19 protein-coding genes, 2 tRNA genes and 2 pseudogenes are annotated in these 21,216 nt (G+C 38.0%); 10 read left to right on the top strand and 13 right to left on the bottom strand.

Annotated features, from left to right (window positions below):
• Nucleotides 1-7: 7 nt before the first annotated feature.
• Together AC3CAU_RS07375 and AC3CAU_RS07370 are read left to right on the top strand one after the other, a co-directional pair.
• Nucleotides 8-190 (top strand): annotated as a pseudogene (locus tag AC3CAU_RS07375) (alpha-ketoglutarate permease); the annotation flags it as partial.
• A gap of 477 nt (nucleotides 191-667) precedes the next feature.
• Nucleotides 668-1,096 (top strand): hypothetical protein, encoded by a 429-nt coding sequence (locus AC3CAU_RS07370; RefSeq protein ID WP_447054160.1) that lies wholly within the window; start codon nucleotides 668-670, stop codon nucleotides 1,094-1,096.
• A gap of 34 nt (nucleotides 1,097-1,130) precedes the next feature.
• Here the strand turns inward: AC3CAU_RS07370 and AC3CAU_RS07365 are convergent, their stop codons facing one another.
• A complete protein-coding gene (locus AC3CAU_RS07365; RefSeq protein WP_447054159.1) occupies nucleotides 1,131-1,799 on the bottom strand; it encodes a class I SAM-dependent methyltransferase in 669 nt (222 codons plus the stop codon).
• A 251-nt stretch (nucleotides 1,800-2,050) separates the two neighbouring features.
• A complete protein-coding gene (folD, locus tag AC3CAU_RS07360; protein ID WP_447054158.1) occupies nucleotides 2,051-2,899 on the bottom strand; it encodes a bifunctional methylenetetrahydrofolate dehydrogenase/methenyltetrahydrofolate cyclohydrolase FolD in 849 nt (282 codons plus the stop codon).
• A 152-nt stretch (nucleotides 2,900-3,051) separates the two neighbouring features.
• Between folD and AC3CAU_RS07355 the strand changes: the two genes are divergently transcribed.
• Both AC3CAU_RS07355 and AC3CAU_RS07350 read left to right on the top strand, forming a co-directional pair.
• A tRNA-Cys gene (locus AC3CAU_RS07355) sits at nucleotides 3,052-3,125 on the top strand.
• A 12-nt stretch (nucleotides 3,126-3,137) separates the two neighbouring features.
• Nucleotides 3,138-3,223: transfer RNA gene (locus tag AC3CAU_RS07350), tRNA-Leu, on the top strand.
• A gap of 165 nt (nucleotides 3,224-3,388) precedes the next feature.
• On the opposite strand, the gene AC3CAU_RS07345 is transcribed toward AC3CAU_RS07350, so the two are convergent.
• The 3 genes from AC3CAU_RS07345 to AC3CAU_RS07335 all read right to left on the bottom strand — a co-directional run bounded on the left by AC3CAU_RS07345 (nucleotide 3,389) and on the right by AC3CAU_RS07335 (nucleotide 5,865).
• Nucleotides 3,389-4,294 (bottom strand): helix-turn-helix transcriptional regulator, encoded by a 906-nt coding sequence (locus tag AC3CAU_RS07345; RefSeq protein ID WP_447054157.1) that lies wholly within the window; start codon nucleotides 4,292-4,294, stop codon nucleotides 3,389-3,391.
• Between the two features lie 140 nt (nucleotides 4,295-4,434).
• On the bottom strand, nucleotides 4,435-4,632 hold the full coding sequence (locus tag AC3CAU_RS07340; protein ID WP_131213860.1) for a hypothetical protein: 198 nt from the start codon (nucleotides 4,630-4,632) through the stop codon (nucleotides 4,435-4,437).
• A gap of 240 nt (nucleotides 4,633-4,872) precedes the next feature.
• Nucleotides 4,873-5,865 (bottom strand): NAD(P)H-quinone oxidoreductase, encoded by a 993-nt coding sequence (locus tag AC3CAU_RS07335; RefSeq protein WP_447054156.1) that lies wholly within the window; start codon nucleotides 5,863-5,865, stop codon nucleotides 4,873-4,875.
• Between the two features lie 131 nt (nucleotides 5,866-5,996).
• On the opposite strand from AC3CAU_RS07335, the pseudogene AC3CAU_RS07330 reads away from it, so the two are divergent.
• A pseudogene (locus tag AC3CAU_RS07330) lies at nucleotides 5,997-6,344 on the top strand (thioredoxin family protein).
• 6 nt (nucleotides 6,345-6,350) lie between these two features.
• On the opposite strand, the gene AC3CAU_RS07325 reads toward AC3CAU_RS07330, so the two are convergent.
• Both AC3CAU_RS07325 and AC3CAU_RS07320 read right to left on the bottom strand, forming a co-directional pair.
• Entirely contained in the window at nucleotides 6,351-6,614 is a 264-nt protein-coding gene (locus AC3CAU_RS07325) for a DUF2798 domain-containing protein (protein WP_447054155.1), read from the bottom strand.
• Between the two features lie 34 nt (nucleotides 6,615-6,648).
• The gene (locus AC3CAU_RS07320; protein WP_447054154.1) at nucleotides 6,649-7,167 is read right to left on the bottom strand and encodes a PadR family transcriptional regulator; all 519 of its coding nucleotides are present in this window, start codon (nucleotides 7,165-7,167) and stop codon (nucleotides 6,649-6,651) included.
• A 116-nt stretch (nucleotides 7,168-7,283) separates the two neighbouring features.
• On the opposite strand from AC3CAU_RS07320, the gene AC3CAU_RS07315 reads away from it, so the two are divergent.
• Both AC3CAU_RS07315 and AC3CAU_RS07310 read left to right on the top strand, forming a co-directional pair.
• Complete coding sequence (locus tag AC3CAU_RS07315) at nucleotides 7,284-8,033, top strand: coiled-coil domain-containing protein (protein ID WP_447054153.1); 750 nt, start codon at nucleotides 7,284-7,286, stop codon at nucleotides 8,031-8,033.
• A 150-nt stretch (nucleotides 8,034-8,183) separates the two neighbouring features.
• Entirely contained in the window at nucleotides 8,184-8,567 is a 384-nt protein-coding gene (locus tag AC3CAU_RS07310; protein ID WP_447054152.1) for a hypothetical protein, read from the top strand.
• Between the two features lie 56 nt (nucleotides 8,568-8,623).
• On the opposite strand, the gene cysN is transcribed toward AC3CAU_RS07310, so the two are convergent.
• Both cysN and cysD read right to left on the bottom strand, forming a co-directional pair.
• Nucleotides 8,624-10,240, bottom strand: coding sequence for a sulfate adenylyltransferase subunit CysN (cysN, locus tag AC3CAU_RS07305; protein WP_447054151.1), 1,617 nt, complete (start codon nucleotides 10,238-10,240; stop codon nucleotides 8,624-8,626).
• A 160-nt stretch (nucleotides 10,241-10,400) separates the two neighbouring features.
• Nucleotides 10,401-11,309, bottom strand: coding sequence for a sulfate adenylyltransferase subunit CysD (cysD, locus tag AC3CAU_RS07300; protein ID WP_171459113.1), 909 nt, complete (start codon nucleotides 11,307-11,309; stop codon nucleotides 10,401-10,403).
• A 343-nt stretch (nucleotides 11,310-11,652) separates the two neighbouring features.
• Between cysD and AC3CAU_RS07295 the strand changes: the two genes are divergently transcribed.
• The 3 genes from AC3CAU_RS07295 (at nucleotide 11,653) to pgaB (AC3CAU_RS07285) (ending at nucleotide 15,088) form a co-directional block, all read left to right on the top strand.
• Nucleotides 11,653-12,195, top strand: coding sequence for a hypothetical protein (locus AC3CAU_RS07295; protein WP_447054150.1), 543 nt, complete (start codon nucleotides 11,653-11,655; stop codon nucleotides 12,193-12,195).
• 1,145 nt (nucleotides 12,196-13,340) lie between these two features.
• Nucleotides 13,341-13,517, top strand: a complete 177-nt coding sequence (locus tag AC3CAU_RS07290; protein WP_447054149.1) for a hypothetical protein — start codon at nucleotides 13,341-13,343, stop codon at nucleotides 13,515-13,517.
• A gap of 344 nt (nucleotides 13,518-13,861) precedes the next feature.
• The gene (gene pgaB, locus AC3CAU_RS07285) at nucleotides 13,862-15,088 is read left to right on the top strand and encodes a poly-beta-1,6-N-acetyl-D-glucosamine N-deacetylase PgaB (RefSeq protein WP_131213878.1); all 1,227 of its coding nucleotides are present in this window, start codon (nucleotides 13,862-13,864) and stop codon (nucleotides 15,086-15,088) included.
• Here the strand turns inward: pgaB (AC3CAU_RS07285) and pgaD are convergent.
• From pgaD to pgaA, 4 genes are read right to left on the bottom strand one after another with little or no spacing between them, the layout of a single operon-like run.
• Nucleotides 15,054-15,560, bottom strand: a complete 507-nt coding sequence (gene pgaD, locus AC3CAU_RS07280; protein ID WP_131213880.1) for a poly-beta-1,6-N-acetyl-D-glucosamine biosynthesis protein PgaD — start codon at nucleotides 15,558-15,560, stop codon at nucleotides 15,054-15,056. The genes pgaB (AC3CAU_RS07285) and pgaD overlap by 35 nt on opposite strands.
• On the bottom strand, nucleotides 15,553-16,821 hold the full coding sequence (gene pgaC, locus AC3CAU_RS07275) for a poly-beta-1,6-N-acetyl-D-glucosamine synthase (protein WP_131213882.1): 1,269 nt from the start codon (nucleotides 16,819-16,821) through the stop codon (nucleotides 15,553-15,555). Before pgaC ends, pgaD begins: the two co-directional genes overlap by 8 nt.
• Complete coding sequence (pgaB, locus tag AC3CAU_RS07270; RefSeq protein WP_131213884.1) at nucleotides 16,821-18,659, bottom strand: poly-beta-1,6-N-acetyl-D-glucosamine N-deacetylase PgaB; 1,839 nt, start codon at nucleotides 18,657-18,659, stop codon at nucleotides 16,821-16,823. The genes pgaC and pgaB (AC3CAU_RS07270) overlap by 1 nt, the downstream gene beginning before the upstream one ends.
• Nucleotides 18,659-21,190 (bottom strand): poly-beta-1,6 N-acetyl-D-glucosamine export porin PgaA, encoded by a 2,532-nt coding sequence (gene pgaA, locus AC3CAU_RS07265; RefSeq protein WP_447054148.1) that lies wholly within the window; start codon nucleotides 21,188-21,190, stop codon nucleotides 18,659-18,661. The genes pgaB (AC3CAU_RS07270) and pgaA overlap by 1 nt, the downstream gene beginning before the upstream one ends.
• Between the last annotated feature and the right edge of the window lie 26 nt (nucleotides 21,191-21,216).

Genomic DNA, 21,216 nt, shown 5'->3' with positions numbered 1-21,216 from the left:
AATTATGATGGCAAATTCATCTTTTCAGGTTGCTACTTCATAACTTGACCGCAAAACTCGTTTCAAATCTATCTTTGGCGGCTCTGCAGGTAATTTATTTGAATGATATGACGGATATGTGTATACCGCACTTAGCTTGTACTTTGCTTTCCAATTTTTCCCTGAAGGCAATAACACTGTCAAACCGCTTTAACCAACTGTTGACGTGATATCCGGTAAATTGGCCGTGAACTGGTTATGATGGCCTTTGGCTTATTGGATGTATACTGTCATTAATAGGGATAGTTAAAGCAGAATTATTTCCTGTAAATATTTTTGCCTTGGATATTGCTTTACCTTATACCCCTGCCAACTCCTTGTTTGGTGGTACAGCAGAACTGCCTGGGCTTAGCTTTAAAAATACAACTTATAAAAACCTCCTTTTCTCCTATCTTCCGTTCAGGATGGCCTTGGCTTTAATTATGATATCTTGTTGAGCGACTCCAAGAAACAGAGCCTCATTATCGACCATCAAACCCAGTATATTTAGATGAATAATCACCTAAAAAAGACTTTTCACGTTGTCACAATTGGAAAGCTTTTTTATGGATAGATGCCTAGATTACATCGTTAAAAAAGCAGGCTTATGGCATACTCAATACAATAACAACGCTTGGAACTTTTAAAGATGAACAATACCTATAAATTGCTTGGCTTAGGTTTTATGGCGCTTGGACTTGCTGCGTGCCAAAGCACACCGCTTCAATATAATGGTAATGTCGGCTATCAGATTGAAAGCCAGTCACCTAACTCAGCAACCTTGGCTTATACTTTGGCAGGTCGCCAGAACCAACAAGTAGATGAGAGAAAATTACAACGTGCTTGTCAAAAAGTATTAGGCTTAAACGAACAATACAAAATTGATATTTTAAGTATAAGTGACATTGCCAATCCAGCAATACAGACTCCACAATATGGCCGTCAACTGGGGCACAGTCGTACCAGCGTAAGTCTCAGCAATACGCCAGATTTATATAATAGTGAAGACATGGCAACTCGCCAAGCTTTAGAGGCTCGTCCAAGTACATTAAGCGTGGTTCGTTATACCTGTTCTTAAAATTTTAAAATGTAGATAGAAAAAAAGACGCTGTTTACAGCGTCTTATAAAAACTCACATTTCGAAATTCTTTGGACTCATCCAGATCCGGCCAAGTCGTGGCACTGCGTTCGTCTAATTTTTGATAGTTTGGATGACTAAAGTTTTTCACACGGCTATCCGCCACCCAAACCTCGGGTGCAAATTTTAAAAATTCATCCATAAAAAAGCGGTTACATTGATCATAAAGCACATCCGCTGCTAACAGCACATCTACCTGTTCTGCCTTATACAGATCATCTAGATATTCAAGCTCTACGTTATTCAGTTCTGCATTGGCACGACAGGCATCTAAACTCACCCTATCAATGTCACAGCAAATAACGCGTTTTGCCCCTGCCATTTTCGCTGCAATCGCGACTACGCCAGATCCTGCACCGAAGTCTAAAACCACCTTATCTTTAACGTGCTCAGGCTCTGCCAATAGCCACTGTGCCATCGCAAGTCCTGAAGCCCAACAGAAAATCCAGTACGGTGTATCGTTCCAGATACGACGAATCACGTCATCATCCAAACGATCGGTGGGAAACACCGGTGGAATCAGCCATAAAGAAATCGGGGTTTCAGGTAGTTGCTGCGCCATCAAGTCACAACCGGGGATCACCTCATGTAAGGCTTGGATAAGATACTCTGGGACTTTGGAGAATTGAAAAGTACAGCTCATAGATAAGCCTTAAAAACTTATTAGAATTTATAACTAAAATTTGATTAATGCCCGAGTCATTCGCAACTGTCTGAGGCAGACCAAAATCAAATCTGTCCTGTTTCTGCGAACAATAAGAAAAAAGACGGATGATGCCGAGTTCTGCAAATGACAAATGGTTTTGGTTACTTTTCCCGAAAGAAAAGTAACCTATGAGCTTCTTATATCAATTTTCACAACGATAAGAATCCGTTGTGACATACATCTTCAAATTAACCTAAAGCTTTTTCAGCAGCTTCAACCGTTTGACGAATCAAAGTGGTAATAGTCATTGGACCTACACCACCTGGAACAGGTGTATAAGCAGAAGCAACATTTTCAATACCGACAAGCTGAATATCACCTACACCACCGCCATCACGTGGATGGAAGCCAGCATCTACAACGACTGCACCTGGTTTAATCCAGTCTTTTTGGATCAATTCAGCTTTACCCACTGCACCTACAATAATGTCAGCCTGTTTAACCAATTCTGGAAGATTTTTAGTACGCGAATGGCAGATGGTTACCGTTGCGTTGGCTTGAAGCAACATCATTGCCATGGGTTTACCCAAAATTGCAGAACGACCCACAACTACCGCATGTTGACCTGCAATTTCAATGTTGTTCTCTTTCAGCATGGTCATAATGCCTGCTGGTGTTGCAGACCCATAAGCCGCCTCGCCCATTGCCATACGACCAAAGCCAAGACAGGTTACGCCATCTACATCCTTTGCCAAAGAAATTGCATCAAAACATGCACGTTCATCAATTTGAGCAGGTACCGGATGTTGCAACAAAATACCGTGTACATCCGGATTGGCATTTAATTTTTCAATTTCAGCCAGTAATTGTTCAGTTGTGGTCTCTTTGCCCAATTCAACTTTTAGCGAATCCATACCGACACGGCGGCACGCATTGCCCTTCATACGTACATAGGTAGCAGATGCACCATCATCACCGACCAAAATAGTCGCAAGAATGGGGGTACGACCTGTTTTCGCTTTTAATGCTTCAACGCGAGTTAACAAGTCCGCTTCAATTTGTTTTGCCAATGCACGACCATCTAAAACTAATGCCACGGCACATCTCCAAAGTAGATATGAATCAATTTCGCAAATAATACATGATTATTTCGGCTATTTTATTCTATATGCTGATTTTATGTGCATATACACTATTTATAGTATTGTTTTTTTTTCAAAGATTGCTAATATGTGCATCACCAAGAGATGGCGGGGTGGCAGAGTGGTCATGCAGCGGACTGCAACTCCGTGTACGCCGGTTCGATTCCGACCTCCGCCTCCAATCTTGTAAAATGCCCGAGTGGTGAAATCGGTAGACACAGGGGATTTAAAATCCCCCGCCCACAAAGCGTGCCAGTTCGAGTCTGGCCTCGGGCACCATTTTAAGACTACTTAAAATGGTGCAATAAAAAATCCAGCTTAATGCTGGTTTTTTTATGCCTGAAATTTCTTGCAGGCTAATCATAAAATTCAAGGGCATTGTGCTAAATACTTATCTATATCTACCCATCGCCCAGCTAAAACTTTAAAACCTTGCGTTTATTTTTACTGTGCACAGGTTAAATAGCCTTGCAGACTGGCATTAAGTTCTTGTTGGAAATGCTCAGGTTTGACGATTTTCACATAAGGTATCCAGTAACGCACCAACGGGTTCAATTCTTTCTGATGCCGAATCTGACAACCAATCAGCAACTCCCCGGTTTCCAATTCCTCTAAGATGACCTGTTCTGGAAAAATCCGGCGTTGCTTAAAATAAATTGCAGCCTCTGGATGTACAGATAAAATGACTTCCTGTTTTTCATGCTGAAACCAAATACCATCTTCATCTTTTAATTGCTGCAGCACATGCTGATCATGTTCAAATCGTAAGAGTTGATGGCTACAGATAATTTTCTCAATACGACCAAGACGGTAAACACGCAGTTCCTGCTTGCGTACAGCCGCCAAATACCAGTTACCCATGTGATGAATTAATCGATACGGTTTTACAACCCGCATTTGATTTCTGTAAAACAAAGCGATTTGCTGTCTTTTTTGAATATTACGGGTGAGTATTTTAAAATGTTCGGCATACTGCCTCGGATCTTCAAAGTTATACCCTTTGGCAGAAAAAACCAGATTGGCACGGTTATCGAATAACTCTCTTAAAAAAGAAATATCTAAAGAGGGATAAAGATCCTGAATGCCAGACAACTGGGCAAAATTTTGAATGTCTTGTAACTTAAAGCGCCCGAGATAGGAAGATTCCAGATAAAATTTTTTGGTTTTAGTGTCTTGAATGAGTGGAAGATAAGAATTTAAACGATCAAAATCACGCTCTATGGTTCGGCTACTCACCCGAAATTCAAGCGCTAATTGTTGTACGCTTAACTGATGCCCTACATTGAGCTTGGTCAATATACGGGCCAAACGTTCAGCAAGTCGTTCATGCGTTGAAGGATGATCCTTCATAAATCCCCTCTTCGTGCTTTACAGCACTGCATATAAAAATATGCAAAATTATTTAATTATCAAAAAAATTATACAGCCAAATAAAAAATAATTTTCAAATATTCCCTTCAACTTAAGGCTAATAAAAAGACTCTAAAAAGCTATTTAACCCGCTGTGTCACGCGGCTTTTTTTACCCTTACGATGAAGGCGTTCTACATAACGTTCTAAATGAAGCATTGCCTGGTAAAATTTATGCAGGTCTGAATTTGACACCTGATTATGAATAATCGCTTTATGCAGGCGTTTTAAAGCACGGAAACTATGCGCACGGGTATATGGTGTTGATATAATCTTCATTGTACATCCCCTTATTGCATGATATTTAACTCAATACCAAACAAATTGGTCAGGTTAAATTTTAAGGTTAATTTAAGCTACCTTTCTGACAGGTTGTGTCGAACAATCGATATTATTTTAATTTTTTATCATTTTTTAAAAAGTTATTTATTACTTTTCAATTAATTAATTTGAATTTTTATATTATTTTATGCAAAGAAAAGCCAACATTTGTTGGCTTTCATTGTTTAAGTAGAAATATTAGATGATTTGCACTACCACTTTACCAACATGCTCACCCTTATCCATAATGGCGTGTGCATCTTGAATCTGATCAAATTTAAAAGTTTCATAAATCATCGGTAAGCATTCACCTTTTGCCCATAGCGGTGCAACCGTTGCTTGCAAGCCTTGTGCAATTTCAGCTTTCTCTGCCGTGGTACGTGCACGCATAGTTGAACCAGAAATGGTCAAGCGTTTCATCATAATTTGACCGAGTTTCACTTCTTTGGCTTTAGCACCACCCAAGAATGCGATATAGACCAAACGCCCGTCACGGCGTAGTAAATTCAAATTACGTTCCAAATATGGTGCACCGACCATATCCAAAATAACGTCTACACCGCCATTGTCCGTTTGCTCATTAATCACTTGTTCAAAGTCTTGAGTTTTGTAGTTAATCCCTGTGGTCAGATGGGAAATCGCTGCAACTTTTTCGTCCGAACCTGCAGTTGCAAAGGTTTTGATACCCAGTGATTTGCACAGCATCAGTGCCGTCGTACCAATCCCGCTTGTACCCCCATGAACCAATACAGTTTCCCCTGCTTTGGCTTTACCCATTTGAAAAACATTCGCCCACACGGTAAAGAACGTTTCAGGAATAGCAGCCGCTTGAGTAAAGCTTACGCCTGTCGGAATAGTCAATGTTTGGCTTTCAGGTACTACGCAATATTCAGCATAACCACCACCATTGGTCAGGCCGCAAACTTTGTCACCGACTTTAAATTTAGTGACATCACTGCCTACAGCTTCAACAACACCTGCAACTTCCAGACCCGGTACTGGTGTTACGTCTTTAGGCATTGGATACAAGCCTTGGCGTTGCAAGATATCAGGACGGTTAATTCCGAAGGCATGGACTTTCACCAAAACTTCATCTGCTTTAGCTTCCGGAATCGCTACTGTTTCAAAGCTAAGTTTATCGACACCGCCTGGTTCTGTAATAATGACTTGTTGCATGTTGGTTTGTGACATAGTTTCTTCCTGATCTATTCATTACTTTTCATGTTTAGCACTCTATTTGAACATAGAAACAGCCGAGAATGAATAAGCATGGACTTATGTATAATTCAAAACCTATTTAGCAAATTGATAATAGGCCCAGCATGTTTCAGCTGATTAAATACAATGAAAATAACTTTAGTGATTACGAATGGTTTGATGATTTTGCAGTGATTCGCTTTTATGCGGACTAGTGTGCGCCTTGCGTACAGAACTTTCCTGTATTTGAACAATGTGCACTGCAAATGTCAGCACTACATAACAATATTAAATTCGGCAAAGTGAGTGTCGATCAATCCCCCATTCTGACTTTGCGCTATAACGTGTATGGTCTGCCTTCAACTTTAATTTTTTATCGCGGACAAATTGTGAAACGTATTGCTGGCGTGAAAACGCTTACCGAGCTTCACGCCCTCATTGAACGGGTCATTTTCGAACAAACCAATCATTAATTCAGCTTATTCCGGAGATGCTTCATTCGGCAGTGTCACAAATTTCATTAAAAATTTACGAACCAAAGGCAGAACCATGAGAATCAGTGGAAATGCCATCAACCACGATAAACTCCATGCATGCAGCCACTGGGAAAAGAAGCTATCCACCAAACTTTTATTAATAATCATGTTAAAACAAGAAATCGCGCCACTCATGATGCCTGACAGAATGAGGGGCATCAGCCAAGCCAGATGTTTTGGGTGAAATTTTGGGAGATTATTTTTCATCATTTAACCTAATTTTTTTAAATCGTGTATTGAATTACAAACGGGTAATGTTCGCTGCTGCTTGATCAATCTGTTCTGCAATTTTTTGAACATCTTCTATGCTTAATTCAGCTTGGGACAGTTTTAAACGTAATGAGGTTTTCAGGTTTTCCATCGCACGTTTGATATCAATAAACTGTTCGTTGTTGTGGATTTGTTTGCGTGTATCGAAGCGGCACAGGATTTTCTCTACAGTAGTTTGTTCTGCTTCTAGATGCGCTATACCGGCAGATGTAATGCTGTATTGCTTACGCTCATCTACATTCAATGCTGAGCGTATATAGTGTTGTTCTTCGAGATAATTTAGCGTTGGGTAGATGGTACCTGCGCTAGGCGTATAACCACCGCCTACGATAGCGCCCACATCTTTAATGATGTCATAACTAAACTTTGGTGCTTGAGCAATCAGGTGCAGTACCAACAGTTTCATATGCCCTGCTTCAAACAGGCGTTTGCGAGGTTTTGAAAAGTTCTCTCGTTCTTCTGTTAGCACAGAATGAGGTGTTATAGACATAGAAAAGATATATCTTAAATTTAATTAAGATATATCTTATATTCAAATAAAATAAATATCAAACCCATTTTAAAAAGTGTAATATTTAACCACAATTACTATTTTGAGTTGTTTTTATGGGGAAAATCAGAGATATGCTTTCTTCAGGCATGACAGATGGGGAGCGAAAAGAGGTAGAACAAGCTCTCAGACAACTTAGCGCGCTACATGGAAAGCTTTCGGCTAAATACACATTAGCTGATAATCTTGAGCATATAACTGATGGACGTACTGCCGCATCAAAAATGATTAAGGCTGAGATAGAGCAACTTCAAGCAGATATTCAAGATACTAAATCCTTAAAGAATCAGCTTCAGTCAGAACTAGATGAATTATTACAACTAAAACTAGAAATTTCTTCTCTAAAAGTTATGATTGAATACAAATATGAAGATGGATCTACGACCTTACAGACTTTAAAAGAACTATTAGACTCGGATAACTTAGCTAATTTATATAATGGAGCAGATAAACTCAGAGAACATTACCAATCTTACTTTGAAGCAACTGAAGGCGAGGAACTTAGTTTTAGTCAAAAGCTTGATAAACTATCGACCAAAACTAAAGAACTATATTCCTATCTCTTTAACAACGAAGTTGTAATAGAAGGGTTAGAAACTTCACGTGAACAAGCAATTAAGAAAAAATATCAAGAAATTGAAAAATTCTATGATTATATCTTCTTAGATGAAACTGATAAGGATGGACAACCACTTTCATCCTACTCAACAATGTTTAATAAGCAAAAAACTAGCTTAGATAAATTTTACGTAAAAATTTTTGGTGATGAGAAAAATCCATCATTAGAAAATGAGCTAGATACATGATTAACTAATTTAAGTAGTATTGAAGAACAAGCTTTAAAGACAATCAATCAAGCAAGTAGTGCTGGGTTAGCGGGTGGTTTTTTTGACAAGGTTAACCAAGCTCGGGAAAGTAAAAAGAATAATTTGTGGGTATTTGGAATCTCTTTATTCTTGCTTGCCCTATTCAATTTTTTAACTATTGAATTTGACAAATTAGATCAAATTACAATCACATCAATCATAGTCAGAGTAATATTAAATGTTCCTTTAATTTGGATTGCAACTGTAGCTAATATTAATTTGAATAAATATTCAAAATTAGAGCAGGAATATGGTCACAAAGAGGCTCTAGCCCGCTCCTTTGAAAAGTATAAATCTGAAATTATCACACTCACTGCCGAAACTGATGAGACAATCTATCTTAAAACCAAATTATTAGATCTGAATTTAGAAGCATTTAGAAAGAATCCAGCTGATGGAATGGAAACTGCAAAATCTGTTTCTTTTTTTGAAAAAATGATCCCCAATATAAAAAAGGAAAAGCAAGAAACTTAAGTTTTCTTAAAAAGAAAACCCGCCTTTCAGCGGGTTTTTTAAATCAATTCAATCTATTAAAGACGAACCAATTCCACAATTTTCTCAGCCAATTCTTCAACAGATTCTTGCGTGAAGCTTACATCTGTCGCTTCTGCAACAGTAGTAATCACTGCAATACCTGTTTCACGAAGAAGGGCCACTTGAGCAGCATCAAGGTCAGCTTTCGCAATCGCGACAATGCCTTGTTGAAGCAACAAGTTCTCAAGTGCTTGGGCATTTTCCAATGCTTTAGCAGACACAGTAATTGACGCAGGTTTTTGACCTAAACGTGCTGCACGGTCTTCTGCTGTTACCGGATTGGTATGAGCCGACCATTCAACCGACTCTTCCACCATACCCGCACCAATCGTTACGTTGTTCAAACGATCAATGAAAATAAATGAACCGGTATAACGGCTGTCCTGATAACGGTCAAATACTACTGGTGCATCAAATTCAATAGTGACGTTGGCAATCGCATTCAGCTCAAGGTGATCCACTTGCATTTGCTCAAGTGTATTCACATTGGTACGGAAGTTAATACCAGTCACTTTGGCAGGAACGGTTTGTGTACCAATTTTGATGTTATACAACTTGCCCAGCACAAGTGGTTGATCTGCCATCCATACCACAGTTGCTTTAACCGAACGCGAAATGGTAGGAATACCCTGATCCGCACGGATCAACATATTACCGCGTGATACGTCAATTTCATCGTTTAGCGTCAATGTCACCGCTTGACCTGCAAATGCATGTTCAAGATTGCCATCAAAAGTAACGATTTCTTTAACCGTTGAAGATTTGCCCGATGGCAAAGCAACAATTTTATCGCCCACGTTAATTTCACCAAGTGCAATCGTACCTGCGAAACCACGGAAGTCGAGGTTAGGACGGTTGACATACTGCACAGGGAAACGGAAATCACGTTTCGCGGTATCACGGTTAATTTCAACAGACTCAAGCGTACCCATTAAGGTTTCGCCAGTGTACCACGGCGTATTTTCAGACTTGTTCACCACGTTATCGCCATTCAATGCAGAAATAGGCGTAAAAATGATGTTGCTTGGCTTACGGTCGCCCAATTGGCTCACGAAGTTGGCATAGTCGGCTTGAATTTCATTGAAGCGCGCTTCAGAGAATTCAACCAAGTCCATTTTGTTAATCGCAACAATAATGTTCTTAATACCGAGCAAGCTTGCAATATAGGTATGACGACGAGTTTGAGTTTGCACACCATAACGCGCATCAATCAAAATGATCGCAAGGTCACAAGTAGATGCACCTGTCGCCATGTTACGTGTGTATTGCTCATGCCCTGGAGTATCAGCAATGATGAACTTGCGTTTTTCAGTAGAGAAATAACGATATGCCACATCAATGGTAATACCCTGTTCACGTTCAGCTTGTAAGCCATCTACAAGAAGCGCTAAGTCAGGCGCATCACCTGTGGTGCCGACTTTTTTAGAGTCGCGGGTTACCGCTTGCAACTGATCTTCATAGATCAATTTTGAATCATAAAGCAAACGACCGATTAAAGTCGATTTACCATCATCCACGTTACCGCAAGTCAAGAAACGCAATAAATCTTTATTTTCATGTTGTTTTAAATAGCCCAAGATATCCTGGCTAATGAGTTCTGATTGATGAGACATTGCTCAAACTCCACATATTCTTTAGAAATCGGTTGTTTTGAATCTCTTTGAATCCACCTAAATCCTCCACGGACCATGGAGGACTACCCTTTTTTATTTACCCTTCTTTTATAAAGAGGTAAGCAGCACTGCTGCACAAGAGAGATTTTTAAAGGGATTCTTAGAAATAACCTTCCTGCTTTTTCTTTTCCATCGAGCCTGCTTCATCATGGTCAATCATACGACCTTGACGTTCAGAACTTGTGGCCAAAAGCATTTCCTGGATAATTTCCGGCAAGGTGTTAGCAGTTGATTCAACCGCACCCGTCAATGGGTAACAACCTAATGTACGGAAACGTACCGATTTCATTTGCGGAACTTCACCTTCTTTTAAAGGCATGCGTTCATCATCAACCATAATCAGTGTGCCACTACGTTCAACTACAGGACGTTCTGCAGCTAAATAAAGTGGTACTAATGGAATACTTTCCAGATAGATGTATTGCCAGATATCAAGCTCAGTCCAGTTTGATAACGGGAACACACGAATACTTTCACCTTTGTTCACTTTACCATTGTAAAGGTTCCAAAGTTCGGGACGCTGGTTCTTAGGATCCCAACGGTGCTTCGTATCACGGAAAGAATAGACACGTTCTTTAGCACGTGATTTTTCTTCATCACGGCGCGCGCCACCAAAAGCAGCATCGAACTTGTATTTATCCAGAGCCTGTTTTAGGCCTTGGGTTTTCATGATGTCGGTATATTTAGAGCTACCATGATCAAACGGGTTGATCCCAGCGTCTTTCCCTTCTTTATTTTGATGTACGATCAGATCGAAACCATGGGTTTTCGCCATGTTGTCGCGGAATGTGATCATATCTTTGAACTTCCAACCTGTATCGACATGCAATAGCGGGAATGGGAGTTTTGCAGGATAGAATGCTTTTAAGGCAAGATGCAGCATCACGGCAGAATCTTTACCAATAGAATACAACATGACCGGATTTTCAAATTCGGCAGCCACTTCACGGATAATGTGAATACTCTCAGCTTCTAGCTGTTTAAGATGAGTAAGTCTTTCCTCATTTATGGACATTGACAACACCAACTCAGATCAACGTGTACTTATTACACTTTTAAAAATATATATATTCATTATAAAGATTTAGTTATCACAACTATTGCTTGTTTTATTATATTGATATGCAAAATTGTCATATAAAGCTTACCTAATAATAAGTATAAGTTTTTATTAATGATTCACTTAAATGCTGATCTATTATTTTATTCAGACAGTGCTATTACCACAAGCCAACATTAAAATTTACAAAATCTTATCTGATTGGTTATTCCTCTAAAACATCTATGTTATTCGTGCTGAAAATTACATAGAGTAGCCAAATTCTCTCCCATCTCCTATGTTGTTTTGTATTATGCCTACCCTAGACTGTACTCTTAAATCCGTTAAATCCAGCCTGGAACAGGCACAGCTTGCTGGTCATATCTATCAACACAATGAGCATTTTCTGATCTTGCAAGAACCTTTGAATGATGATGGTTCAATCCTGAATAATGTTGTGCAACACGAACTCACTGCTGACCAGATTGGGCTGCAATTTGGACTAAGACTTTCGGATAATTATTTCGATTTTTTGATGGGTGTTACCTATAGCAACCAAGACCGTAGCTATGAAATTGGTGCGGGTAATCTTAAGGCCGATCAAAAAGCATTTAACTTGCTCTATGCTTTTTATAACTACCCCAAAGCATTCTATTTGGTCAGTCTTCCACTTGCAGCCAATAGTGCGCAACTTGAAGAAGCAATTGAAAGCCAATTATTCAATCAACCTGAATTAAATTTCCTAAATACCGCAGTTAAAACTAATCCGATGGGACAACCAGTGCACTGGAAGAAAAACTTTATTACGCAACAGGCTTTGGAAATGAAAGTTCGTATTCAAACCTGTTTGAATTAAGCTTTATCTGAATTAGGGGCGGCTTAAATCAAGATCTGATTGTTTTGAGATGTCCTACATTTAGCCAATTTAATTAAAAGGTGGATGATCAGTATCTCCTAGACCTTTACCACATTTCTACTCTTTTATGAGAGGAGAAATTTAAATCATCTTCTATAAACTTTACTAAAAACACCTCTTCATAAAACAATAACTCTGCTCAACAACTGAATTCACATTTATATCAACATGAATTCATTTTTTAGACAAATTTATTTCTTCACCACTCTGTTTAATTTAGATTATTTTATATAAAAAACAACAATTTGAATAATTTAAGTGAACAAATGTATAGAGGTAAAAATAATGGGGGGAACTTATTATTCATTCTTTCACCCTCATTTTCAGCGTTTGTATTTGCTTGATATTGTTATCAGGCAGTTTAGAGCTAATTTTGCTTTTACTGAATGTTGGCTCTCAAGGATGGTTGAAGCAATTTTACCGAATAATTTAAGCACTGCATAACATGTTGAAATTGGCATCGATGCAGATCAGATTACCCAAGTTTTAACCTGGTTATATTTAGGTATGTGCCACTTTTTGTCCCGCTGATTATTTTCTTAGCCCTTTATAGTTTAACCGGTTGTATTATCCAACCGTATAGTTAATGAAACGAATAATATCTTGTCTATCGAAAACAGGTAGAAATCTAGATTCGTTTAGCATTATTAAAATATTTACACCAGATTATCCGTAAAAAGCATTAAATAGATAGAAATATTGATAATGTTAAAATCAATTAAATCAACATCCTAGGCTAGAGGCTCGGAATCAATGCATCAAGCGAAGTCTATTCGGATCATGGGTAACGTCTCTATCTGATTAAGTGGTGAATAGCGCTTTAGCTTTACGTTATCAAATTCAAATCCCCGATCATTACTAGCCTGATGAATTAACGGGGGGTATTCAAGCAGTTAATCCTAATAGTTTAACTCAAAGTCTAAAGTGGCTTCATCTAAATAAAAATTTAAAAAATGCAGCCAAATCAGCTACATTTTTTATTTTAAATTGAATAAATTTTATACAATTATTCAGCATAAACTTACTTGAGTTATAACTGTAGGACGTTACATTATCTGCTGACATTGCATATATAGAGCATAATAATGACTTCCTCTATTTACCCTGCCTTGCGGTTTAAAGAAAATACAAAAGCTACATTGGAATGGTATAGCTCTATTTTCCCAAATAGCCAAATTACTCAACAACCACTGGACACTGCGGTAAAAGCACAATTTTCAGGTATCCGTTTGTTGGTATTAACGGCGATGCCTCTTTTATAACCCATTCTTCTATTTCTTTTATGGTGACTTGCGAAACTTGTTCTAAATTGACTCTTACTGGAATGGAATTACCTTACAGGGCACTGAAGACCGGTGCAGTTGGTGTAAAGACTAATCTGGTATCAACTTGCAAGTTGTCCCGAAAATTTATGGGAGATTTTAAACAATAATCCTCCTAACCTAGATACCATATTCAAAATAAAAAAGAGTGCTTGATGATTTAATTCGAGCGCAATAAAAATTAAAAAATAAAATTTGCCCAGAATACAATCACAAATAATTTATGATTTTTCAAAAAACAATGATTTATCTAGCAAAAACTAACTAAACGCGAGTATAAAAAAATGATTAATTTTAAAAAGATGTGTAAAAATCGTTTTACCCCTTGCCTGTATTTAAGTCTAGGCTGCCTGACTTCTACTGTAAACTCTGCAGATTTACCTCAAATTAAACATCACCCTATAAATGATATTGTTCAGCAGAATACTGTCAAAAAACTTATTTCTTCAGCAAAGAAAACCACTAAAATTGATCAGATGCGCATTATGCATATCGATATTGACTATATATATGACAAAGACAAAAAACAGCAACAGGAGAATATTCGGACTTTAATAGAACGGATTCAACAGATTCAACCTAATACCATTTTTTTACAAGCTTTTGCTGATCCAGATGCGAATGGTTCAACAGATCGGGTCTACTTTAAAAACCGTCATATTCCCTTAAGAGAAAATCTTTTTCCAGTTCTAGTAAAGCAAATTCGTAGCAAAACTCAGGTAAAACATATATATGCGTGGCTGCCTTTAATGGCTTGGGAATTTCCAAAAAGCTACCACATTCCCTATGTTTTACATAGTGAAGGCGGAAAGCAAGGTTATATTCGGGTTTCTCCATTTGATCAACAAAACCTGAAATATGTTTCTGAAATTTATTTAGATTTTATGAAGTCTAATTCAGTGGATGGAGTACTCTATCATGATGATATTACCCTGAATGATTATGAAGATATTTCTGCTCCTGCCCGAAAGATGTATCAATCGTGGGGGTTTAATTCAGAGCAGATATCAAAACTCCAAAATTTTCCAAAAAAAGCACCATTAGCTCAACACAAAACAGCATATCTTGATCAATTTGCTGAAGGTATTAGCAAGATACTTAAACAACAGCAACCAAATATCCTTACTGCACGAAATATGTATGCACCCGTGGTATTAAATCCAGTAAGTGAGAACTGGTTTAGCCAGTCGATGCCCAGCACATATAAATACTATGATTATAATGCCATCATGGCGATGCCCTATATGGAAGAAGCCGATGATCATCAGCAGTTCTATTTAGATTTAATTCAACAATCAAAAAAATACGACCCAGAATTGAGTCGTACCATCTTTGAACTTCAAGCTGTGAATTGGAGAAATAATCAGAAAATATCTACCCAAGAACTTACAGAAACCATCAAGTTTTTAGAGAAACATGGAGTAAAACATATTGGTTATTACCCCGATGACTTTGTTACTGAACACCCTCAACCTTCTAGGCTGAAACACGCTTTTTTAACTGATGATTAACCTCAAAAAATTCTAACTTCCCTTTATTATCATAATAAAGGGTTAGATTTTTTGCCTGTTGCATATTCAGAATATCTATCGTATTAACCATAAAACTCCTTGCAAGCTGTTGTTCATCTATGGCTAAAGGAGTACTACGACGCTCACGGTTATAAAAGCGAATCCAGTTATATGTTGCCCAAAGCAGCAGTGCACATATAAAGGTGGTAATCATCATGATGATATTCATTAGACTCAACTGGCTATCGGGTGCCGCTTGGATCACCAGTTGTTGATAAATCGTTTTACCTTCTACCCACCAGAAAAATCCTGTCAACAGTGGCATGAACAACCACATAAAAGTAAGCCAACCTGCAATTTGCAAACTATAACCCACTGACTTATTTTTTACATATTCAGGTTTATCAATATAAGCAGGAAGTTCTAACTTCGACTCATCTTTAACAATATGAAGTTTATCTATATTAGTCATTTTTCATCTCTCCTCTAAAACCACGATCTGGACTAACCCATCGAGCACGCTTTTGAGTTTTGAAAATTGTTTTGGGTAATGCGACGACCGTGGTGAGCATCGCTAGTATCCAGAAGAATAATGGATACCAGATCACCCAAAAATAGTTCCTGAACATTCGGTCTTTATCATAAGATTTATCAATCCATAAACTGACAAAGAACTGGATAAGACACGTTAGCCCCAGAATCACCCCATACCATTGAGGAAAGAGCGATTGAATTGCCCATTCGCCCGGTAAAGAGAAAAACAGACCATATAAATACAAAAGAATAATACCAAACATCACATATGCCCAAACCACACTGATAACGGATTCCAGAGCAATTGGCCACATCCGGCGCAAATTCCACTTAAACAGTTTAGGGAGATAAGCGATTAAAACTTCAATTCCGCCTTGTGCCCAACGTAAGCGTTGCTTCCATAAACCGTTGATTGTTTCTGGCATATAAATGTAACAAAGTGCTCTTGGTACATATTGCAAATCCCAATGGTCAAACTGTAAACGCCATGACACATCAATATCCTCTGTAATCATGTCATCACGCCAATAACCAATACGGTCTAAAGCAGTTTTACGAAAACCGGCAATTGCACCCGAAACTGTAAAAATCCGTCCATAAGTTCGTTGGGCGCGTTTAATCAAACCAATGATCGAGGAAAACTCACCCACTTGAATTTTACCGAGGATACTAGAACGGTTCACAATACGAGGATTACCCGTTACCGCACCAATTCTCGGGAAGCGGGTTAAATGATGCATCATCCATAAAACAGCATGCGGATGTAATAAGGCATCCCCATCAATACAGACCAGATATTCATTTTGACTGACCATTGCACCTGCACGAAGCGCATAAGCCTTACCTTGATTTTCAGCTAAATGAACCACTCTCAATTTTGGGTATTGCTGTAAAAGTGAATCTAGAATTTCAGCAGTTTTGTCTCGACTTCCATCATTCACTGCAATCACTTCAAAATTTGGGTACTGAGATTGCATTGCAAATTTAATCGTTTCTCGGACCTGTGCTTCTTCATTAAAACAAGGAATAACAATACTACAGCCATGTTCACTTGGTTTTGGTAAGGCTGTTTTTTTAACTTCGTGCTTTAAGTAAAACCAGATCCCCCCCGCTATCCAAAGCCATGCCATAAATAAAGGATAGAAAAAGGCAAAGCCAAAATAAAAATCACTAAATCTAAGATGAATCAACTCTTCCATTATTTCATCTCCTTGGCAATGTTGCCTTCAAAAGGATTTCGATAAGTTAATGGACTGTCATTTGAACTAATAGACTGGTAAAGATTTTCCTGAAATCGTCTACCTTCGTTTAATTGATAATTATTAAGACCAATTTTTTGTACAGCCAGCCTTTTTAAAACTTGATAATCATATTGATATTCTTTCCATTCACTTTTAGATACATTCGGATCAACGGTAAAACTCACAATCAAATGCTGTTTCTGTTTAAGATTCAATTGTTCTAACTGTTTTTGCATGGCTTTAAATACTTTAGGGTAACGAACAGGATCAAGTTCGAGATATAGGAAGTCGCCTTGAACTAGACAACTGTCAAGTAAGAGTTTTAAACCATCTAAATGCTTATCCTTTAAAGTCATTTTCAATGCAGTCTGATAATTATTACTAATGTTTGTGTAATATTTTGCCTTTTCTTTGCTGCGTTCTTTAATTTGAAAAACTTGTTTCATTTTTTGGCTACAAGCACCATCCCAAGTTTTATCTTGTACGCCACATAAGAACTCATCACCAATTTCTATCATCAAGCCTTCAATTGATGAGTTATTCTTGACCAAATCAGCGGTTAACTCATCAAGCTTAAGGCCTTGTTGTGTTTCCAGACTTATAGGCAGTTCCGCATATACTCGATTATTGATGCGTGTGCGCGCCTGCCAAACTGTTCGATTCAGCAAATCTTGGCGCATATGAAGCTGCTGATTTGGGAAATAAGCAACGTCTATTTTTCCATCCCCATTTTCGTCAGCCACTGCTTTTAATACAATCGTATTGGTTTTTAATGAATTAACTTGATCTAATAACTGTCCGAGTTTTTGATCGAATACTTGATTGTTTTTGCTGACCATTTCACTTAATTCGAAACGAATAATACTTTTGCGTTGCTTATAGAGTGCTCGTGCAAAAGTCAAAAAATCCAGCATTTCCTCATGGATCATTTCAGGCGTTGGATTATTCATAATCAAGCCGCGTTGATATGTGGCCCCGGAGTCCACAAGTGTAGACATACTGCCCAAGCTAAAAGACATTGGCAATCCTGCCTTTGCCGCAAGTTGTTCACTTTCTTTTGTTACTGCCCCATAAGGCCAGAAAATAGCTCTGGTATTGATACCTAACTGGAAGTCTAAAATTTCCTTAGATTTTCTTAAATCCGCAATCACTCGTTTTTGATAAGCTTGTTCAGATTCATATTTACCCAGCTTAGGCAGATATTCACGGGTAATTGCAGCAGGCTGCATATTTTTTTGTGGATTGCCAAGAATACCTTTATGCAAATCGTCTGAGTGTGAAGCAAAATCGACTAAACCTGATTCTTGCATTTCACGCATTTGATCCCAGGTCATTAAATTATTTTCACCATAGGCAGAATAGGCATCTTTGTTGTTGCCATTAATCCAACTGGTTGGAATTGCAAATACGGCTGGAAAATCATATTGCTTCAATAAAGGGAAAACTCGGGTATAACTACTTAATGCCCCATCATCGAAAGTCAACAATACTGATTTAGGAGGCAGGCTCTTTTTCTTTTGACGTGCTTCCCACACATCTTGCAGGCGAATTGGATGCCACCCTTCTTGTTGAATCCACGCAAAAAATTGTGCTAAATTTTTAGTACTAATTGCATAAACATCTCGATCCCCCACCTTAGCGACATCATCTCGTACATCATGAAAAGTAAGAGTTACAAAAAGATTATCTGGCATTTCAATTGCTGAATTTGTCACATTTTGAGCCAAACTTACGCTAGGAATTGCTAAATTTGTTGTCAACACTACAGCGAATAAAATTGTTGCAATTTTTCTCATTAAAAATTCCCCTTAAAACCAAGCACTGCGTAAGTTCTTTTTTCATCTATACCATCATAAGGATGTGTTCCCCATCCTATTCCGTAATTCAAATTCCAAGTCCGCGAAAGTTGCCAGTCATGTTGGTAAAATGCGTTATAAATCGGTTTTGAGGAAAATCCGTCTTGCCCAAAAGTTCCGATGGTTGCTTCGAAATGTTGTGTGAAATTTCTGTCATGTCTACGCCAAGTAATCCAATCATGTTGTAAAGTGAGTTCTGCGCTATAACTTTCTTTAGGATTGAAATAATCAACTTGTATATCATCATTTTTACTGTAATACCCGCCTAAAATAAAACTGGTAATATGATGTGGAGCCGCAAAAACCCGTTGCTTAAAGTAGGCAGAGACTTCCTGACGGGTATTTCCATCATCAATATCAGTTAATTGATAAGCTGTACCCGCTTCACGAGATTCATTGTGATTCCAGTTCAGACCAAAAGTATAAGATTGACCTTCATTACCTTTTTTTATAGCTTGTAATGGAATATCGGCCTGACTATTAAAACCTAAAACATACTGCCAGTGATCACTCAACCATTGTGACCAGTCCACTTGTACTCCAAAACGATCATCTTCATTATCTATACTTTGAGAAAGCATGATATTTGCGGCTTTACGACGCGATTCCCATTCAAGTCCAAGTCCCACACGTTGATCATCAATTTTGCCATCCTCATAATTCGCCCAACGATTACTATGATTGGTATAAGCACGAAAAGTATCAAAAAACCATGGGGTATTAATACGTGTTAAATTCTCCTGTTCACGACTGCCTTTTAAACGATTCAGAACAGCAGAGTTATCAGATTCATTTTTTGAAAAAGTACTCTGATGCTGAATGGAGAAACGATTACGATCGTCAAGTTCTTTTTTGCTTTTTACAACACCAGAATCTCCTGGCATGGCTTCCATAAGATAAGCATTCTGCTTACGCCATTCTGAAATATCACCTAATGCCTGCATATTCTCTAAGTGATTGATTCGTATTAAGGAATCAACTGGCTCAACACCATCCCATTGCGCCAGTGTCCATTCTGAGCGTTGAGGTTGTTTACGCCAGCGTTGTACTAGCGCAAGATTACTTTGATAAACCACATTATTGGGTGCTTTTGCGACCAGCTTTTCAAAATATTGTTGCGCTTTAGCATATTCTTGGCGATAAACATAATTGAGACCGACCAAGTTTATATATTCCATACGGTCCTCATGGGTAACTCTATCGACACCTTTTGCATTGCTATATCGATAAGTAGGCAACATTTTGTCCATTTCTAACAGTAAATTATTGGCCTGCTCATACTTTTCTTGTTCAATTAATGCGTAATACAAACCTGAATACACTTCATAAGTTTGATAGTTTTTTTCCTTTAGCAAACTTCTATATTGTGCCTCGGCCAATTTAGGTTGCCGATTCTTTAAATACGCATCTGCAATCGCTTGACGTACATAAGGAGGCATTTGCTCGATAGGTAATCCAATTTTGGGTATTTGTGCGAGCACTTCCTGAGCCAAGTTTCTCTCATTTAAAGCATATATGTACTCGTAATAAAATTGACGTTTAATATTGGGGTCATTAGGCAGTTGGGATTCATACTTTGCCATCTCATCTATAACTTGATTGAGTTGTTTATAAGCAATATTTCCACGATCACGATAGGTTGAAGCCTTGTAATACTGCACTGCATTCTGAATGCGCAGGGTAAATTCACTAATTTTTGCATTTGTTCTAAGTTGAGGTTTATTTGCCAATATTTGATTATTCTGAATATATTTTTCTGCTTTGGCATAATCTGCATTTACCATAAGTGCCAATGCATACTGCTCTTGCGCACTACTATTATTTGGATTCTTTTCAACGGCTAAACTGGCGGTATTCAATGCCTCCACTGGCATATTTAAAATGCGATAGGCATAAGCAAGCTGAGCTAAATAATCAGGATCAATATAGTTGATATCGAGCGCAGACAAGGTTTTTTTCGATTCAAGAGTTTTACCTGCTTCTGCCTGTAATACCCCTATCCATACAACCCATATTTGATTTTGATCGGTCTGAGCGAATTTTTTCGCCCATTGTTCTGCCAATTCAAATTTTCTTAGATCGCGCAAGGCTTTAAGGACATCAACCTTTGCATAATCTGGAAATTGTTGTGTTTGTATACCGGAGAGATATTTAATATCTTGCTCGGTAAATTTTTGATGTTCATATGACATCACAATAAAATCAGCAATCAGTTTCTGATTATTGGGCTGGAGCACTAATAATTGTCTGAGTTTTTGTAAACCCGCATCTACCTGTCCTTGCTTAATCGAATCTACTGTTTTTTCACGTTGCGGATCTATAGAGTCCCTATATAATAATTCTGCATGCAAAAATGTAGAAAACAGTAAGGTGCTACAAGAGAGGGTAAGTATATTTAATCTAGAATCTACTTTATTCATATTTAAAAATTCATCATTCATTGTTATTAATTGTTGCAATCCAATAAACAATACCCTCAAAGCTAATCATATCAACC

The sequence above is a fragment of the Acinetobacter sp. GG23 genome (genome assembly GCF_057766365.1).
The sequence above is the reverse complement of the archived record's forward strand: the minus strand, read 5'-3'. Positions and strand labels throughout refer to the sequence as shown.

Bases quoted from the DNA above. Each gene is read 5' to 3' on its own strand.
- AC3CAU_RS07370 (WP_447054160.1), top strand. From the start codon at position 668: ATGAACAATACCTATAAATTGCTTGGCTTAGGTTTTATGGCGCTTGGA.
- AC3CAU_RS07365 (WP_447054159.1), bottom strand. From the start codon at position 1,799: ATGAGCTGTACTTTTCAATTCTCCAAAGTCCCAGAGTATCTTATCCAA.
- AC3CAU_RS07345 (WP_447054157.1), bottom strand. From the start codon at position 4,294: ATGAAGGATCATCCTTCAACGCATGAACGACTTGCTGAACGTTTGGCC.
- AC3CAU_RS07340 (WP_131213860.1), bottom strand. From the start codon at position 4,632: ATGAAGATTATATCAACACCATATACCCGTGCGCATAGTTTCCGTGCT.
- AC3CAU_RS07335 (WP_447054156.1), bottom strand. From the start codon at position 5,865: ATGTCACAAACCAACATGCAACAAGTCATTATTACAGAACCAGGCGGT.
- AC3CAU_RS07325 (WP_447054155.1), bottom strand. From the start codon at position 6,614: ATGAAAAATAATCTCCCAAAATTTCACCCAAAACATCTGGCTTGGCTG.
- AC3CAU_RS07320 (WP_447054154.1), bottom strand. From the start codon at position 7,167: ATGTCTATAACACCTCATTCTGTGCTAACAGAAGAACGAGAGAACTTT.
- AC3CAU_RS07315 (WP_447054153.1), top strand. From the start codon at position 7,284: ATGGGGAAAATCAGAGATATGCTTTCTTCAGGCATGACAGATGGGGAG.
- cysN (WP_447054151.1), bottom strand. From the start codon at position 10,240: ATGTCTCATCAATCAGAACTCATTAGCCAGGATATCTTGGGCTATTTA.
- AC3CAU_RS07295 (WP_447054150.1), top strand. From the start codon at position 11,653: ATGCCTACCCTAGACTGTACTCTTAAATCCGTTAAATCCAGCCTGGAA.
- AC3CAU_RS07290 (WP_447054149.1), top strand. From the start codon at position 13,341: ATGACTTCCTCTATTTACCCTGCCTTGCGGTTTAAAGAAAATACAAAA.
- pgaB (WP_131213878.1), top strand. From the start codon at position 13,862: ATGATTAATTTTAAAAAGATGTGTAAAAATCGTTTTACCCCTTGCCTG.
- pgaD (WP_131213880.1), bottom strand. From the start codon at position 15,560: ATGACTAATATAGATAAACTTCATATTGTTAAAGATGAGTCGAAGTTA.
- pgaC (WP_131213882.1), bottom strand. From the start codon at position 16,821: ATGGAAGAGTTGATTCATCTTAGATTTAGTGATTTTTATTTTGGCTTT.
- pgaB (WP_131213884.1), bottom strand. From the start codon at position 18,659: ATGAGAAAAATTGCAACAATTTTATTCGCTGTAGTGTTGACAACAAAT.